The organism is Mesorhizobium sp. M7A.F.Ca.US.014.04.1.1, from assembly GCF_003998745.1.
GTDB lineage: Bacteria > Pseudomonadota > Alphaproteobacteria > Rhizobiales > Rhizobiaceae > Mesorhizobium > Mesorhizobium ciceri.
Map to the genome: position 1 here is coordinate 12,749 of NZ_RZRW01000005.1, position 15,894 is coordinate 28,642.

The 15,894-nt window shown below is 59.0% G+C and carries 12 protein-coding genes and 3 pseudogenes; 9 read left to right on the forward strand and 6 right to left on the reverse strand.

The window, feature by feature from the left end; genetic code table 11:
* Positions 1-34 precede the first annotated feature (34 nt).
* Positions 35-1,246 carry a cysteine desulfurase NifS gene (nifS, locus tag EOA22_RS00855; protein WP_063169388.1) on the reverse strand — a complete coding sequence of 404 codons (1,212 nt, stop codon included), beginning with the start codon at positions 1,244-1,246 and terminating at the stop codon, positions 35-37.
* A gap of 347 nt (positions 1,247-1,593) precedes the next feature.
* The gene (locus EOA22_RS00860) at positions 1,594-1,914 is read right to left on the reverse strand and encodes an iron-sulfur cluster assembly accessory protein (RefSeq protein WP_029356570.1); all 321 of its coding nucleotides are present in this window, start codon (positions 1,912-1,914) and stop codon (positions 1,594-1,596) included.
* A 210-nt stretch (positions 1,915-2,124) separates the two neighbouring features.
* Between EOA22_RS00860 and EOA22_RS00865 the strand changes: the two genes are divergently transcribed.
* The gene (locus EOA22_RS00865) at positions 2,125-2,448 is read left to right on the forward strand and encodes a hypothetical protein (RefSeq protein ID WP_126066777.1); all 324 of its coding nucleotides are present in this window, start codon (positions 2,125-2,127) and stop codon (positions 2,446-2,448) included.
* 51 nt (positions 2,449-2,499) lie between these two features.
* Positions 2,500-3,531 (forward strand): annotated as a pseudogene (locus EOA22_RS00870) (ChuX/HutX family heme-like substrate-binding protein); the annotation flags it as partial.
* Between the two features lie 261 nt (positions 3,532-3,792).
* On the opposite strand, the gene EOA22_RS00875 reads toward EOA22_RS00870, so the two are convergent.
* Positions 3,793-5,025, reverse strand: a complete 1,233-nt coding sequence (locus tag EOA22_RS00875; RefSeq protein WP_063169386.1) for an MFS transporter — start codon at positions 5,023-5,025, stop codon at positions 3,793-3,795.
* A 1,487-nt stretch (positions 5,026-6,512) separates the two neighbouring features.
* Here EOA22_RS00875 and EOA22_RS00880 point away from each other — a divergent pair.
* The 6 genes and pseudogenes from EOA22_RS00880 (at position 6,513) to EOA22_RS00900 (ending at position 12,123) form a co-directional block, all read left to right on the forward strand.
* Positions 6,513-7,691, forward strand: coding sequence for a cytochrome P450 (locus tag EOA22_RS00880; protein WP_063169385.1), 1,179 nt, complete (start codon positions 6,513-6,515; stop codon positions 7,689-7,691).
* Between the two features lie 29 nt (positions 7,692-7,720).
* Positions 7,721-7,843, forward strand: a pseudogene (locus EOA22_RS38530) (ferredoxin); the annotation flags it as partial.
* Positions 7,844-7,981: 138 nt separating this feature from the next.
* Positions 7,982-8,569, forward strand: a complete 588-nt coding sequence (locus EOA22_RS00885; RefSeq protein ID WP_050580531.1) for a nuclear transport factor 2 family protein — start codon at positions 7,982-7,984, stop codon at positions 8,567-8,569.
* A gap of 148 nt (positions 8,570-8,717) precedes the next feature.
* Positions 8,718-10,319: an SDR family oxidoreductase gene (locus EOA22_RS00890; protein WP_063169384.1), complete on the forward strand. Its 1,602-nt coding sequence runs from the start codon at positions 8,718-8,720 to the stop codon at positions 10,317-10,319.
* A 138-nt stretch (positions 10,320-10,457) separates the two neighbouring features.
* Positions 10,458-11,510, forward strand: a complete 1,053-nt coding sequence (locus tag EOA22_RS00895) for an LLM class flavin-dependent oxidoreductase (RefSeq protein WP_063169383.1) — start codon at positions 10,458-10,460, stop codon at positions 11,508-11,510.
* Positions 11,497-12,123, forward strand: coding sequence for a nitrogen fixation protein NifQ (locus EOA22_RS00900; protein ID WP_063169382.1), 627 nt, complete (start codon positions 11,497-11,499; stop codon positions 12,121-12,123). Before EOA22_RS00895 ends, EOA22_RS00900 begins: the two co-directional genes overlap by 14 nt.
* Here the strand turns inward: EOA22_RS00900 and rpoN are convergent.
* Complete coding sequence (gene rpoN, locus EOA22_RS00905; protein WP_063169381.1) at positions 12,120-13,553, reverse strand: RNA polymerase factor sigma-54; 1,434 nt, start codon at positions 13,551-13,553, stop codon at positions 12,120-12,122. The genes EOA22_RS00900 and rpoN overlap by 4 nt on opposite strands.
* A 68-nt stretch (positions 13,554-13,621) precedes the next feature.
* The gene (locus tag EOA22_RS00910; protein ID WP_063169380.1) at positions 13,622-14,155 is read right to left on the reverse strand and encodes a peroxiredoxin; all 534 of its coding nucleotides are present in this window, start codon (positions 14,153-14,155) and stop codon (positions 13,622-13,624) included.
* Between the two features lie 1,047 nt (positions 14,156-15,202).
* On the opposite strand from EOA22_RS00910, the gene EOA22_RS00915 reads away from it, so the two are divergent.
* A complete protein-coding gene (locus EOA22_RS00915; RefSeq protein ID WP_063169378.1) occupies positions 15,203-15,601 on the forward strand; it encodes a hypothetical protein in 399 nt (132 codons plus the stop codon).
* A gap of 161 nt (positions 15,602-15,762) precedes the next feature.
* Here the strand turns inward: EOA22_RS00915 and EOA22_RS00920 are convergent.
* Positions 15,763-15,894, reverse strand: a pseudogene (locus EOA22_RS00920) (IS481 family transposase); the annotation flags it as partial.

The following is a 15,894-nucleotide window of genomic DNA, read 5'->3' on the forward strand; positions in this document are numbered from 1 at the left end:
CTCCTTGCGCAGGGTCGTCACGTTGAGGAAGACCTCACGGCTCGTCGGCTATTGTGCCGCTCGGACCCGGGCCGGAATGAAGCTGTTCTGCACCTCGCCCGCACAGTCCAGCACTGGGAACGGCCCGTAGCTTCTCGGTGATCGCAGGCAGGACCTCAAGCACGCGGTCTACGTCATCTTCGCCGTTGTCACGCGACAAGGAGAAGCGGACTGCCCCACATGCCGCGTTCATAGCGATCAGAACATGGCTCGGTTCCAGTGAGCCAGAGGCACAGGCGGACCCGGCGGAACAGGCGATTCCCAGCCGGCTCAGGACAATTGGAATTGCATCGCCTTCGATACCTTCGAATCCAATGTTTGCAGTGTTTGGCAATCGCTCTTGCGGATCGCCGTTGATGGATGTGTTTGGGATGCGCTGGATGATCCCGTTCTCAAGGCGGTCGCGCAACCATTTTATTCGTTTTGTCTCGTCCATGAATTTCAAGGCGAGTTCGGCCGCCATGCCCAGTCCGACTATGCCGGGTGTGTTTTCAGTGCCTGCACGCCGGTCGCGCTCTTGGTGCCCACCCTTGATCATGGAGGAGAAGCGCACGCCACGTCTTACATAAAGCGCGCCTATCCCCTTTGGACCATGCAGCTTGTGGGCGGAGAGCGACAGCATGTCGATCGCGGTCGATTTCAGCTCAATCGGAAGCCTTCCGACCGCCTGCACTGCATCAGTGTGGAAAAGCGCGCCGACTTCCCTGGCTAGATCGGCAAGCTTAACCACGGGAAAGATCGTACCGGTCTCATTGTTCGCCCACATTATCGAGACGATTGCCACTTGTGGGGTGAGGGCGGTTCTGTAGGCGTCCAGGTCGAGCCGGCCGTAGTGATCGACTGGGATAATGTGCACCTTGACGCCGCGCGTCTTCTCAAGGTGCGCGCACAACTTCAGAACGGCCGGATGTTCAACCGCGGAAGTCACTATTTCCGTTCGGTCGGGCATCACCTCCAGCGCCGAAAGGATGGCTGTACTGTCGCTTTCAGTCCCGCCCGAGGTGAAGATGATCTCGTCCTCGAATCCCGCGCCGATGAGGGCTTGCAACTGTTGCCTCGCCTTTCTCACGGCTTCAGCAACCGATGCGCCATAGGCGTGCATGGACGAATGATTGCCAAATTGCTCCGTAAAGAAAGGCAACATCGCTCCAACGACTGCAGGATCAACCCGCGTCGTTGCGTTGTTGTCGAGATAGACAGGGTTCATGGGAGTGATCCTTCAACTGCTGAAATGATTCAAGGGTAGTCGGGCCATTGAACCTCTGGCGCATATCGTATCTGGTAAGGTGGGCGGCCGGGGGAGCGATGGCTTGGCTGACCGGTCGCTGTCGACATTGCCCTTTGGTGGCGGCATCCGCCGGGAATTCAGCTGTTTCGGGCAATTTTGTTTGCTTGCCCACGGCAACGATCGATGATCGCGATTTGGTGCATCACCGAACGCAATTGTTCCGGGCCGACAGTGCGTGTCGGCCGGTTCCAGAGCGCCGGCGGTTACCGGTTCGACGCAGTATTCCTTGGCGTCGCTATAGTCGAACATAGCCTGTTCCCTCGCAATCATTTGCAGGACTTGCCGCAGCCGCACGTCTCACGCGCATTGGGGTTATCGAAAACAAAGCCGGATGTTTCGAGCCCAGTGACGAAGTCCACGGTCATGCCGGCGGCATGGGGTTGGGAGCCTCTATCCATGAACACCTTGAGCCCATCTCGCTCGATGATCGCATCGCCCTCACGTGAGACGCTCTCCAGGCCCATTGAGTATTGGAAGCCGGCGCAGCCGCCGGCATGGACCATGATGCGAAATCCTTCCGCCGGCTCGCTGGCGCGGTAAAGAGCGGCCTTGATGGCGGCAACAGCGTTGTCGGTGAGCGTAATCATGGCTCGATTTCTCCTCGGTCCGGCGTTTTCGTGGATCATCTCGCATGGACCGTGCCAAAGGGAAGACGTGTCAAAAACCGTAGGACATCCCGACGTCTCTTATGCTCGATTGCTGGGGAGACGTCCGACAACCGACACTTACTGTCGGGTTTGTCGCGTCCGCGTCACAGGAAGGGCGCCTGAGTTCGCGATGCACTCACGCGTAAAGCAATGAACAGAGCCAAAGATGTTCAGAGCTTGCCGCGGAGCAACTGGCACGATTTTTGTGAAGCCTTCGTTGCGGCGGCAAAATTGCCGGCCGATTCACCTTTGGGTTGCCCTCGCAATCGAAGAACGAAGGAAAGCAATATGATCCATCAGACCCGCCTTGGTGGGAAAGCAGCACCGCCGGTGGTACCCGAATGCTCGATCGGCCGATTGGCGCCGACCACCCAACAATCGCTCGCTACCGGCGATTGGCCGCTGACCGCCCGGAGACAGGATTCGACTGGCATGTGCCTGACGATCGATCGCGTCCGCCGTGCACATCCCTGAGGCCCGTTTTTCGATCGATCGTCAAAAGAAGAACGGGGCAGGGGTAAAAACATGGATCAGCGCAAGAAGCGGTCGCCCAACGAAATCCGGCGTGCGTGGGAAGTCTGTCCGAACATTCCCGCGCGTGATTTCGCCGCCCAATTGGCCATTTCGGAAGCGGAACTGGTCGCGGCCCATTGCGGTTTCGGCGCGGCACGCATCGACCCGCGCGTCAATCACCTTCTGACGGGCCTCGAATTCGTGGGCGAAGTGACGGCGCTGACCCGCAATCAAGGTGCCGTGCACGAAAAGATTGGCGTCTTCAACAGAGTGATAACCGGCAACAATCACGCCATGGTCCTTGGTGACGAATTCGACCTTCGCGTCTTCCCGCAGGCTTGGAGGTATGGTTTCGCTGTTGAAAGGCGCCATCGCGGCGGAATCCAGCGCAGTTTGCAATTCTTCGACGCCGCCGGCGCAGCAGTGCATAAGGTGCATCTCAGGCCGGTCTCCAACCTTCATGCCTATCGAAAGCTGGTGGCCGAGCTCGTATCCGCCAACCAGGAGCCGACCATGTCGCTTAAGGCGAGAGTAGCCGACCTGGGCGCGAGGACTGCGGACTGGGCCGGCACGGTGGACGACCTACGCGAGTACTGGAGCCGGCTGACTGACGTCAACCTTCTAAAGACGCTCAAGCTCAGCCGCTGCCAGGCTTTGCGCATGGTCGGCCAGGATTACGCTTGGCTGCTCGACAATGCCGCAGTTGGCGCCGTGCTCCAGCGTGCGGCCGAAGACGAATTGCCGATCATGTGCTTCGTCGGCAACCGAGGTTCTATCCAGACCCATTCCGGCTTAATCAAGTCGGTCAAGCAGATCGGGCCGTGCATCCATGTGCTGGACGAAACGTTCCGGCTGCATCTCAGGACCCACCAAATCCGTGAGGTTTGGGCCGTGCGCAAGCCGACCAATGACAGTCACGTCACCTCGCTCGAAGCATATGGGTCCGACGGCAAGATCATCATCCAGTTGTTCGGTGCGCGCAAGGAAGGCGAACGCGAGCGCGACGACTGGCGGGTTCTGGCGGAAAACCTGCCTCGTTTCCCCGACAGCTACATGAGAAAAGACCGATCGTCGTCGGTGGGACGCCGGCGCCCATCTGCCTCCGCAGCCAGTAGCCGGGCATTGAAGCCGAGACCGGGGACACGATGACGCAATAAGCGCGCTGTATTATCGCAACGCGATGAGCAGGAAGCAATTTGGCGCTGCCCCATCGACCGCATGGTTACGACGAAGCCGCGGCCTTTGGGCCGAGCTCAGAGGTGACAATAGCGTGAACGCCGCCGACCGTCACTCCCCACCAGGCGGTCAGGTTTTGCGGTTCGGGCCGAGCAAAAATACTGTCAAGACAGCGAGGAACGTGGCAACCGCGCTGTAGACAAAGACACTGGCAATACCCGTGTGATCCACCAATAGGCCACCGCAAGTTGTGCCGGCTGCGATGGCCACTTGGAAGGTTATGACCATCAGTACACCAGCGCTCTCGGCCTGTTTCGGAGCGGCGCGTAGCACCATCCATGTCTGCAATCCGACCGGGACCGCGCCAAAAGCAAAGCCCCATACGGCAACTGCAATTGCCGAGGTCAAGGCCGATGCTCTCATGGTCAGGAGCGAGACAGCGGCTACGGCAATGAGCAGGGGCGGCAGGGCCGCGACCGCCTTGAGACTGTGTTTGGTGAGGAATGCGCCGGCTAAATTGCCGAAGACGCCGGCCGTGCCAAAAGCAAGGAACACGAGCGGGATTGACTTCTTGTCGAGCGCAGGAACGCTCTCGAGAAAGGCGCGGATGTAGGCGAAGCTGGCAAAATGGCCGGAAGCGACCAATAGCACGACTAGCACCGCAACCTTCATCGCCGGATTCTTCGCGACATCCAGCGGACTGCGGAATCTGCGCACTTCGATCGGAGGCAGTGGCGGAATGGTTACGAGTTGCACGAGCAGCGCAACGGCACTCACGATTGCGGCGACCTTGAACGAGGCTCGCCATCCCCAAATGTCACCGACATAAGCGCCGATTGGAGCCGCGCAGACGGAGGCGACAGAAACGCCGGTGAGGATGACCGACATGGCGCGCGGCATGAGGTGACTTGGAACCAGCCGCATCGCCAACGCTGCCGAAATTGACCAAAAACCACCAAGCGATATGCCAAGGACGACGCGTGCCGCCAGCAAAACCGGCAGCGACCCCGCAACCTCCGCCAGAACGTTCGACAGGATCAGCAGGAGCGTCATCGCCCAGATGACGACCCTGCGGTCCAGACGCTTTGTCACGATGGCGATTATCGGTGCCGAGATCGCCGCGACGATTGCGGCCGCTGTTAGCGCCTGTCCAGCCGTGCCCGTGGTGATACGGAGATCATGCGCGAGCGGTGTCAGAACGCTGGCGGGCAGAAACTCTGCCGTCACAAGCCCGAAGGTGCCGAAGGAAAGCGAAATGATGGCACCCCATGCAGGGCCAGAACGTTGATAGGGACTTTCTGGGTCAAGCCGATCTCGGTCGAACAAAGCCGCGTCCACTAAATCTGTCGCCGATTCGGTCATGAATGAGTTCTCCGGCTAGGAGCTGTTGCAGCAGGGGTGGCTACATCGCCGGGGATCAAAGCCGCGAGACCTTCCGGCGGCGGCCAGTCGGCATCAGTCGAGGCCTCGGAGCCCGACGCATCCGAGGCCTCATCGGAGGGCCGACGGACCCAACCGTCGACAATGCGGGAGAGTTCTCGGCGCGGTCGCATCGATCGCATTCGTCGAAGTGCGGTCTGTTCACTGCGAACCAAGCAAGCCGAACGCGGTGTCCTCGATCGAGGCCTTGATGGGGGGATGATCGACGATCTCTATATTGCTTTGAAGCAGGAAGTTCCGTCGCCATATGTGGTTATCCTGGCAGCCAGAATTGAGCGGTTGTCGCAAGCACCAAGGCGGTCGCAATGAGTGCAACGAGGCGGAAGTCTGATCGATGGCTGCGGTTCGATGGCCGCGCGATCGACAAAATTGAGGTGATGAGTTATCCCTTTTGAAGCCGTTGCTCCCAATTCTGGGATAAGGTAATTGCAGGCGGTCCCAGCAACGTCGGGCGGCCTTTTTGGTGATCGAATTCATGGGACGACACTCTCGGTCCGTGACGCATCTGCGAATGACTCCGCAAGTTCCGTGCCATCAACGACAAATCTGGCTCTGCTGAGCGGGTGGTGGAGGCACGAGCGTGGGCTATCCCAAGAGCTTGCCGCAAGGTTGTTCGAAGTTGAGGTGCCGGATAGACCGCAAATATGTCGGGCGGCCTGGGGTTGGCCAACACGAAGATGCGCAAGTTCAAAAGGACGAGCTGAACCCTTGCCGATATCCATCCGAGGCTGATCTGGAGAAGGTCAAGAACTGCGTCTTGAAGGCTTCCGCCGCACCGGCAAATGCTAAGCCAAGGTGCTGGGCAAGATGGACAGGGCCATCCAACCCGTCGACTGGACGCTCATTAATGGCGTCGGTGTGGCTCTGTAGCTGGCGAGAAAAACGCCCTGCTGAAAGACAAAAGCTCGTGTGGCCGGCTCTGAAGGACGGCCAATGAGGCATGCGAGGAGAGGCTATAGTCCATTCGTGTAGACTGATCTTGTCCTACGGAGGCGGCTAACCACCCCGCCAGACATCATCGAGGGGAGCGCCACTAGGCTCACCCCAAGTGTTGGTCGTTTCCACCTGGTGACCTCGGCCAAGTCACCAAGCCGCTTAGCGCAAGCTTTCGAACTGGATGCTCCCCGGGCACATGATCGGCTAGCGATCCCACCAGTTGAGTTGCTCCAAGTCGCTGTCTAGCATTCTACATTCTGTGTCCGACGCTGGACAAGAATGTTGCAATCCCGACCAGCAAGTCAGCGCAGGCGCCACCTGTTGCCCAGCAAACGGCAAGGATTATCGAAAGACGAATTCGGCACGGAGCTTGCACCGACGATTGCATGCAAATGCCGACAGCATCTCATGAACGGTCTCTCGATTCTGGCGCGGTTAAATCGCGGCCGGTTCCAGATCATGTCCCGCCCGAAATGGTGAGGGACTTCAACCTGTTTACGTCGCCCGGCATGTTGCCGACGGCTAACGGGGATCCGCATGCAGCGGTTGCTTGCGTTCATGCCGGGCCTCCGATCTTTTATTCAACCAGCAACACGCGCGACGGTCGGGGTACCTGGGTCATCACTCGCGCGAGCGACCAGCGCCGGGTGCTGCAGGACACCGAAACGTTTTCCAGCCATCGCAGCATCTTCGCCTCTGTGCTCGGCGAGAGCTGGCCGATGATCCCGCTTGAGCTCGATCCGCCATTCCACGGTGTTTTTCGCTCACTGCTCAATCCGCTGCTTTCGCCAAAGCGGGTAATGGCATTGGAGCCGGCTGTCCGGGAACGAGCGATCAAGCTGATCGACAGGATCGCCGCATCAGGCACGAGCTGCGACATCATGAAGGATTTTGCAGTTCCGTTCGCGGTCAATATCTTCCTTCGCTTTATTGGGCTTTCGGACAACGGACTAGAAACATTTGTCGGCTGGGCTAGAGATCTGCTCCACGGCGATAAGGAGCAACGACCACCCGCAGCCCGGACGATCGTGGCCTTCATCGACGAACTTGCCACCGAGCGCCGCAAGGAGCCGGTCGATGATTTCATGACCTTCATCGTGAAGGCAAAGGTCGAGGGTCGTCTGCTCAGTGACGAAGAAGTCCGTGGCATCGGCGTGCTTGTGTTCGTCGCGGGACTCGACACGGTCTCAGCAGCCATATGCTTCGACTTGGCCCATCTCGCGCGCAACCCCAAAGATCAGGAATTGCTACGAAGCGAACCTGACCGGATTGCCGTCGCTGCGGAAGAATTGCTGCGCGCCTATTCGACCATTCAGATGATCCGAGTGGCAACGAAGGATGTCGACTTCAAAGGCGCGCCGATCCGCAAGGGAGATTATGTTTCCTGTGCCACGATGATTGCCAATCGTGACCCGGCGGAATTCGAATGCCCGAATGAGATCGATCTGGCGCGCGAGGACAACCGGCACGCTGCCTTTGGCTATGGTCCCCATCGTTGTCTTGGCTCACACCTTGCCCGGCGGGAGATTGTCATTGGCCTGGAGGAGTGGCTGGCGCGCATCCCAGCCTTTCGGATCAAGACAGGGACTGAACCTATCACCTTCGGCGGCCATGTGTTCGGGATCGAGAATCTGATCCTGGAATGGTCCTGAAGTTTCAGCCAACGACATTGGAGTTCGCTATGCGTGTCGTCGTACATAAAGCCAGATGCCAGGGTCATGCGCGCTGCTGGGCGCGGGCGCCGAGAGTCTTCAAGCTTGATGACGCCGGCTACATCTTGCCCGGTGATATTGATGTTGCCGATGGGGAGCAACTGCTTGCCTCAAAAGGGGTACGAGCCTGCCCCGAACAAGCTCTGGAAGTTGACGAGCCCCCCGCTAACTCAGTTGTAGAGAGAGACACACGCAAAGTGCAGACTGGCATCGGGAAGGACAAAACAATCATACAATTCGCGACAGACCCTGTCGACCACGCGAAAATTACCGAACTGCGTGACCGAGAGGCGATCCGCAACTGCCTGTATCGGTACTGCCGCGGGATAGACCGCGCCGATGAGGCGGCGCTGCGTAGCGCATACTGGCCCGAAGCGTATGACAGGCACGGTCCCTATTGCGGACCGGCAGAGGACTTCATCCAATTTGCTCTCGGTCTGCCGGGGCACCGTAACATCCATCAAATCACGAACAGCCTGATCGACTTCATCAGTTCAGCAGAGGCCGCGGTCGAGAGCTATTTCACCGCGCTGCAACGCGGACCGGATACAGACCAAGAAATACGTCAGACGCTGCTTTGCGGCCGTTACTGCGATCTGTTTCAGAAGAGGCAGGACGAGTGGCGAATTGCGGAACGGACAGTCGTCTACGATTGGGTTGAGGAGCAAATCCCGCCAGCGATTCTTGAGGCAGATAGGTTCGGCCGGCGACAGCCGATTGGAGCACCACATCCAGACGATCCCATCTACCAGTTGCTCAAGGGTCACATCCCCACCGACCAAGATGGCGTCGAGGGTCCCCAACTGGGAGCTGCATAAGTGGGTAGGAATGGAGGATGAGCGCCCTACGGGAACGACATCTGTGTGGGGCCGCGACTGGCGGTCACTGCAACGATTTGGCTCGGCCCTTCATTCCGCCCAAGGTTGATGGGCTGAGATCACAAGCGGTCATCGTGGAGAAGCTCTCGTGAAACTGGCAGCACGCACCGTAATCATCACAGGCGCTGCGGGCGGGATCGGCCGTGCCCTGGTCGATATCCTTGCCGCGGACGGAGACACTGTAGTTGCGGTGGACCTTCCGGGCAGTGGTGTGGTTGAACTGGCTCGGGATCTCGGGTCGCCGCACGTCGGTCTGGAGTGCGATGTGTCGCGAGAGAAGGACATGCTCTCACTTTTCGGCCAGGTCGAAGCACGGTTCGCGCAAATCGATGTCCTCATCAACAATGCGGCGGTTGGACCCACGATGGATAGGATCATCGACACCGCTGTCGATACCTTCCGACGCGGCGTGACAGTGAACCTTATTGGGCCATTCGTTATGGCCCGGGAAGCGGCGCGGCGCATGAAGCCGGGCGGTGCGATCGTCAATGTGGCTTCGATGGCGGGCGTGGTCGGCAATCCCAGGCGCAACGCCTACGCAGCCTCGAAAGCTGGCGTGATCTCGTTGACAAAGTCCCTTGCATGCGAGTGGGCTATGCGAGGAATCCGCGTCACGGCGGTGGCGCCGGGCTCCGTCCGCACCCCAATGGTCACAGAACTGGCACGCGCTGGCAAAATGGACCTCGCGGCGATACGCCGCCGCGTGCCGATGGGGCGCTTGGCTCGCCCCGACGAGATCGCCAGGGTCGTGCGTTTTCTGAGCAGCACGCAGGCGCGCTACATCACCGGCTCGGTGCTGGCAGTCGACGGAGGCTGGATGTCATTCAACCAGCCGGGGGATGCTCACCCGCCGGTGGATGGTGCGCTCCAAGCCGAGCTCTCCTGTCCGGCCGAATGCACAGATGCGCGAATCGTGCTCGTCACCGGTGGCGCAAAAAGCATTGGCGCGGCCGTCGCTCGCCGCTTTGCCGCGAACGGCGACACCGTCGTGATTGCTGATAAAGATGGCACTGCAGCGGCAGAGCTGGCTACATCGCTCCCCGGCAAGCATCTGGCGAAATCGCTGGACGTGGCCGTCGAGAGCGATGTGGTGTCGATGTTCGAAGAACTGAGGGGACGCTTCGGGTATATCGATGTTCTGGTCAATAGTGCTGATACCGCCGACAGGATTGTGCCTGCGATCGAGCAACTGTCGAAACAGCTCGAACACGTCCTGGATGTCAACCTTACCGGCGCCTTCACCTGCGCGCGCGAAGCGATCAAGGCTATGCGCCCGGGCGGCGTGATCCTCAATCTCGGGTCGATCGACAGCTTTCTGCCGTTCGCGCCGCGCCATGCCTACGGCGCCTCCAAGGCGGGGATGGATATGCTGACCCGTTGCATGGCGGCCGAACTCGGGCCGGTCGGAATTCGGACAGCCACCGTCGCTCCTGGCCACATCCGCACGCCCGCACTTGCTCAGTTGGCCAAAGCCGGCCGCATCGACCTGACAGCAATCGGACGACGCATCCCCATGGGCAGGATGGGACGGCCAGAAGACGTCGCAGATGCATCGTTCTTCCTTGCTTCGTCTGACGCCTCATACATCAACGGCTCGATCCTCTACGTGGACGGCGGCTGGACCTCGTTCGGTGATGCGGGAAACGCCAGCGAGCTCTATGACGAATGTTTTGCGGAGGCCGCAGGTTAATTGCCAGGCCTTCGCAGGGCGACCGGCCGAGCATTATGAAGCCTCGGCTCCACGACGCACCTGAGGTGCTTGAGATCCAAGCATGCGCATGCCGAGCACATTCCCGGTCGGCTGACGTGTCTATAACGAGGAGAAATCATGGAATTTGCCACTTTCATTCTGGCCGCCCAGCGTGGCTATCACCAATCCTCAGAAAGCGTCATCCGCAACTCCATCGAACAGGCCGTCGCTTCGGAGCAGGCTGGGTTCAACACCGCGTGGTTTGCTGAGCACCACTTCAACAATTACAGCCTCATACCATCCCCGCTGATGATGGTGGCGCACTGCGGCGGCTTGACAAGCACGATTCGCCTGGGCACTGCCGTCTGCGTGCTGCCGCTTTACCAACCGCAGCGCCTGCTGTCCGAGATCGGCTTCGCCGACATCGTTGCGAACGGCCGTCTCGAGCTCGGCGTAGGCTTGGGATACCAGCAGTTCGAGTTCGAACGGTTCGGCGTGGACATCGATGAGGCGCCGGCCGTCTTTTCGGAATACCTGGACATCATTCTCAAGGGCCTCAACCAAAACGTCTTCGAACACGACGGCCAGTATGAGAAGATCCCCCCAACAGCGATTTCGGTCCGCACAGTCCAGCAGCCGACGCCGCCTATCTGGATCGCTGGCGGAGCCGCACGGATGGCTCGGGCCTACCGCGAGGGGCACAATTTTTTTGTCACAGCCTTCCACGACGGCTTAGAGACTTTGACCACACTGCGTGAATCAGTCGAGAGGGCGGCGGCATCCGAGGAAAAGAACGTCACCGACGTCAAGATATCGCTGCTGCGCTGCTGCTATGCCAGCCACGACGAGTTGGAGATCAACAGCTATCTCGACAATGCCCGCTTCCAGCGCCGGCTTTCTGAAGCCCTGCATCAGCGTCGCCAACAGAGCCACGATGGCTACCTGCTGCAGGAGACACCGACCCAGCAGGATCTGTCCTTCGAGACCATGCGCAAAAATTTGCCGATTGGCAGCGTAAATCGCGTGATTGATCGCCTGCTGGAAGAGATCGATATCTTGAAACCGGACCAGATCGCAGTTCAGACTCAATTGGGCGACTTCGACCAAAAGACGATGCTGCGCCAGATCGAGCTCTGGGGCGACAAGATCATCCCTGCGGTCAACAAGGCGCTTTGTCATGCCGGAAGCTGAAGCCGGCCGTTACGATGATGGCTGCCTATCCAGCGCGCAATGGCGTGGGTCCGAGCTAGGGAGGAGCTTCGATCAGCATGTGCTGCCCTGCGTACATTCACGTTCGCTTGAGGAGGTCCAGGCGGGCGAGGTGTTGGCGACGGAGGGGACAGGCCTTTCGTCTGTCGAATTGCGTGATGTCTTGGCCGCAACTTTCCCGTCTACCTCCAGCAGCGTATTCGCTTTGGAGGAGTTGAGCGAGCCCGAGCCGGAACTGGAAGAGGAACTGCTACGCCGGCTGCTGCTAGCGCATGCTGCGCCGGCCGACCCGGCGAGCGCCCGCTTGGCCAAGATCATCGCCCGGCGTGCGATGCGCATGGACCATCTTTGGCGGGATCTTGGCCTCTCAAATCGCGCTGAGCTCAGCCGCCTGCTTGCCAGACATTTTCCCGCGCTGGCGGCAGGCAACACAGAAAACATGAAATGGAAAAAGTACTTTTACCGCAAGCTGTGTGAGGCCGAAGGCTTTTCGTCATGCACAGCACCCAGTTGCGGGGAATGCCATGACTTCGAAAGCTGCTTCGGCCCGGAGGAAGTTGAGAGTCGCCTCTCGCCGACCACGAATGTCGGTTAGTCACTTCGCTTGATCGCAGCTGCGGACAAACGCTTATCGCGGCGCCGTCGTATGGAGGAAGGGATGTTCATCGCCTCGCGATATTTGGTGACGGTACGGCGAGCGACATCGATGCCGGTCTCCTTGAGTTGAGCAACGATGTCTTCGTCGGAATGTACCTTGTCGAGCGATTCTTCGGCTATGATTGCCTTGATCCGATGGCAGACAGCTTTGGCGGAGTGCGCATCGCCGCCCTCGCAGGATGCGATTGGCGCAGCGAAAAAATACTTCAGCTCGAACACCCCGCGCGGAGTCAACATGTACCTGTTCGAAGTCACCCGGCTTACCGTCGACTCGTGCATGCCGATCTCGTCAGCGACATTTTTGAGACAGAGAGGCCGCAGATGGGCGGCGCCGTGTGTAAAAAAGGCATCCTGCTGGCGCACGATTTCGGTCGCAACCTTAAGGATCGTCTTAGCGCGCTGCTTGAGACTGCTGATCAGCCAGTTCCCTTTTTCCTGGCAATTGTCGAGAAACGCTTTGCCTTCCGGATTTTGCTTGGTCAGCTGCGAGATTTCGGCGACATAGGTGTGGTTGATCAACACTTTGGGCAGCGTGGCCGGATCAAGCTCCACCCGCCATCCACCTTCGGACTTGGGCATTACCCAGACGTCCGGTACGATGGTTTCCGGCGTCCCGGACTGGAACCGGTCTCCAGGCTTGGGATCGAGCGCGCGGATTTCGTTCCTCATGTCGAGGAGATCCTCCTCGTCGACTCCGCAACGCTGCTTCAATCCCTGAAAATCCCCCCGTGCAAGCATCTCGAGATTGGCGACCAAAGCTGCCATAGCCGGGTCGAACCGGTCTTGCTGGCGCAGCTGAATCTCCAGGCATTCGCTGAGAGTTCGCGCAAAAATGCCCGGCGGATCAAATTGCTGCAAGATTCCGATGACCCGTTCCACATCAGCTTGCCGAACGTTTAACGTCCTGGCCAGATCGAAAAGGTTTACCTGAAGATAGCCAGTGTCCTCCAGATGAGCGGCGAGCTGTCCGGCAATCAGCCGCTCCTGGGGGGTGAACGGGTTGAGGGCGACCTGGCGGGCGACATGGTCGTGCAATGTTTCGGTGTGGGCGGTAAACTCCTCGACGGCAGGTCGATCGTTGCCGCTACTGCGTTGCGACTTCCATTGCCCGCGCCCGCCAGACGGCCCGCCAATGGGCGATTCGCCGATTTCGCTTCTGCTTTGACTGCTCCGCTGATCCACCCCTGGCAGCGGCGAATCGTCGTCAAACGGGTCAGGCTTCAAAACGGGGTTCTTCTCGAGTGCCTGCTGCACGAGCTGATGGAGTTCAGTATGCGTCAATCGCAGCAAGCGAATAGCTTCAATGGCTTGAGGCGATAAGACCATACGTTGCTTCTGGCGTTGAAGCAGGCTTGCTGAGAGATGCATGTTGAACCGTGATCTGCCGAGGAGGCTCTAGTGTGTGCTTGGGTTGTGTGAGACTTTCCACTTCTGGGTCATGCCGCCGCCTTCAATTTGTCGAGAACGTTTTGCGGGGATGAAACGCCATAGGGGTCCGTCTCGCAGTTGTCACAGAAGCCTTCCTCCTCGAACCACTGCTCCACCACGCCATCGTCGATCAGAGCGGCGTATCGCCAGGAGCGCATGCCAAAGCCCAGATTGTCCTTCGCGACCAGCATGCCCATTTTGCGCGTGAACTCGCCCGACCCGTCTGGGATCAGCTCGATCTTCTGCAGCCCCAAGGACTTTCCCCACGCATTCATGACGAAAGCATCGTTGACCGAGACGCAGTAGATCGCGTCAATTCGCAGTTCCAGAAATTGATCATAGAGTTTTTCGAAATCGGGCAGTTGGAAGGTCGAGCAGGTCGGGGTGAAGGCGCCAGGCAGCGAGAACAGGATGATGCGCTTGCCCCCGAAATAATCGTCGGAGGTCTTGTTCTCCCACTGATAAGGATTTGGCCCCCCGATCGACTCATCGCGAACACGCGTGCGAAAGGTCACGAGAGGAACGTTCTTTCTATAGGTCATTGATTTGCTTCCAGGCCAAAGTGGTACGGTGCATTTTTCGGTTAAACTGAAGCGGCATCGACTTCGGTCGACAGTTCCGGCAGCCTCGCGCCTTGGCGTGGTTGCCTCGGACCGGTCTTGTGCAAGACCGCCCCCGAGCAGGCACGTTTAACGGCGACGAGCTTCCGCGGAGACGGGGAATTTTGCTCGCGTGCTTTATCGAGCTTTGAGAGGTAGGCATGGTCTGCAACCGTGATTTTGACTGCGTTCTATCGACCGAGTCGCAAGCGCCATGCCAATTGACCCGATGCCTTGGGTTCACTTCGGTTTTTGCAGCAACTTTCGTGTTGTGCAGTAATGCCGGTCGATATTATTGCTCAAGCAGCACTGGAAATTGGGTGCGACTCCGTTCGGCAAACCCGGCCTTTGTCCGAAGCCGGACACGAATGTCGGAAATAGCCAAACGCCAGGATCTGGGGCGGGTTAAGAAACGTTGCCGTGGGCACCGGCTTCAGCACAATTGCGCCACGCGAGCATGGCTCCCAGCGTCAATGCCGTGCAGCAGCGAGACGAAGTCACTGCAGAATATCAACCTCTGCGAAGTCGTTGAAACCCAGCATGTGCGAGCCGTTCGAGGCGCAGATCAAGGCATGCTCGAGGAAGAGCTCGTGCTCTCGGCAGCAAGTGTTGCGACGTCTGACAAGGATCGTCGCGCTTCAAGGAAAAGAACCTGAATGGTGCACGGCTTGTGAAGGCCGGCGCATGGAAATGGCTGGGCTGATCATCCTCCATGAGGGTTGAATGAAGAGCTGGCCCCTATCTCCCTCAGCTGCAACGGGGGGAGATAGGGCATGTCCGTCTATCGCGCTGGGTAACATTCCTCGGTGATGCAATAAGGGGGAGCAATTTCTCATTTCGGCAGACACGACCCAGCTCTCCTTTCATGCGCTGATTCCCCCAGGGGAAATCGCGACTCCAGGCTTCCTATGCAGCGAATCGCGGTGCTGTCCGATGTCCGACAATGTCGGATGCGGATCGTAGCTGGGCTAGATCCGTCACTTTGCCTCGATGGTTTCCCACTGGCCTTATATCTGCTTCGCCCAAATGCGGCGACATAACCTGTGCGGCATCTGTGAATGGATCGACTTCAATCGAGACCTCGGAGGTCCCGATGCGCGAAGGGAGCTTGCCGATATGACGGCCACCATAGCGAACCACGGTCCGGACGACGAGGGGACTTGGATCGGCGGGCCTGCGGCGCTGGGACACCACCGCCTGGCAATCATCGATATCCAGGGCGGCCGCCAGCCGAGGATGCTCCAGGGGGATGGCCGACCTGACTTGGTGCTCGTCTACACGGGTGAGACTTACAACTACCGCGAGCTGCGTCAACAGCTGGCCGGCCTAGTCCATCGCATGAACACGAGCAGTGACACCGAGGTGGTGCTGCACCGCCCCCGCGAGTAGGGCTCTTCGGCGGGTACACTTTTTTCACGAAATCCGTGAATGTTTCTCGCGACATCATCCCGCAATCGGTGGTGCAGCGGGTGAAGAGCCCGTATCCGGCTATCCAGAATGCCGCCTACGACAAAATACTACGTACGCGGTTCACTGTGATGCTGGACGACCTAGTTGTGGAGCTTCAACAGGTTGTCCTCGATCAGGGCGAGGCGACTGATAGGCGTTTTTGACTTTAGGCTGCCATGTGGACGATGCCAATTGTATCTGTGCAGCCAGACAGGCAGTTCGGCGGCACGATG

Excerpts from the sequence above, each read along its gene's own strand:
- EOA22_RS00860 (WP_029356570.1), bottom strand. The coding sequence starts at position 1,914 with ATGATTACGCTCACCGACAACGCTGTTGCCGCCATCAAGGCCGCTCTT.
- EOA22_RS00865 (WP_126066777.1), top strand. The coding sequence starts at position 2,125 with ATGAACAGAGCCAAAGATGTTCAGAGCTTGCCGCGGAGCAACTGGCAC.
- nifS (WP_063169388.1), bottom strand. The coding sequence starts at position 1,246 with ATGAACCCTGTCTATCTCGACAACAACGCAACGACGCGGGTTGATCCT.
- rpoN (WP_063169381.1), bottom strand. The coding sequence starts at position 13,553 with ATGCATCTCTCAGCAAGCCTGCTTCAACGCCAGAAGCAACGTATGGTC.
- EOA22_RS00910 (WP_063169380.1), bottom strand. The coding sequence starts at position 14,155 with ATGACCTATAGAAAGAACGTTCCTCTCGTGACCTTTCGCACGCGTGTT.
- EOA22_RS00895 (WP_063169383.1), top strand. The coding sequence starts at position 10,458 with ATGGAATTTGCCACTTTCATTCTGGCCGCCCAGCGTGGCTATCACCAA.
- EOA22_RS00900 (WP_063169382.1), top strand. The coding sequence starts at position 11,497 with ATGCCGGAAGCTGAAGCCGGCCGTTACGATGATGGCTGCCTATCCAGC.
- EOA22_RS00880 (WP_063169385.1), top strand. The coding sequence starts at position 6,513 with ATGGTGAGGGACTTCAACCTGTTTACGTCGCCCGGCATGTTGCCGACG.
- EOA22_RS00875 (WP_063169386.1), bottom strand. The coding sequence starts at position 5,025 with ATGACCGAATCGGCGACAGATTTAGTGGACGCGGCTTTGTTCGACCGA.
- EOA22_RS00915 (WP_063169378.1), top strand. The coding sequence starts at position 15,203 with ATGGTTTCCCACTGGCCTTATATCTGCTTCGCCCAAATGCGGCGACAT.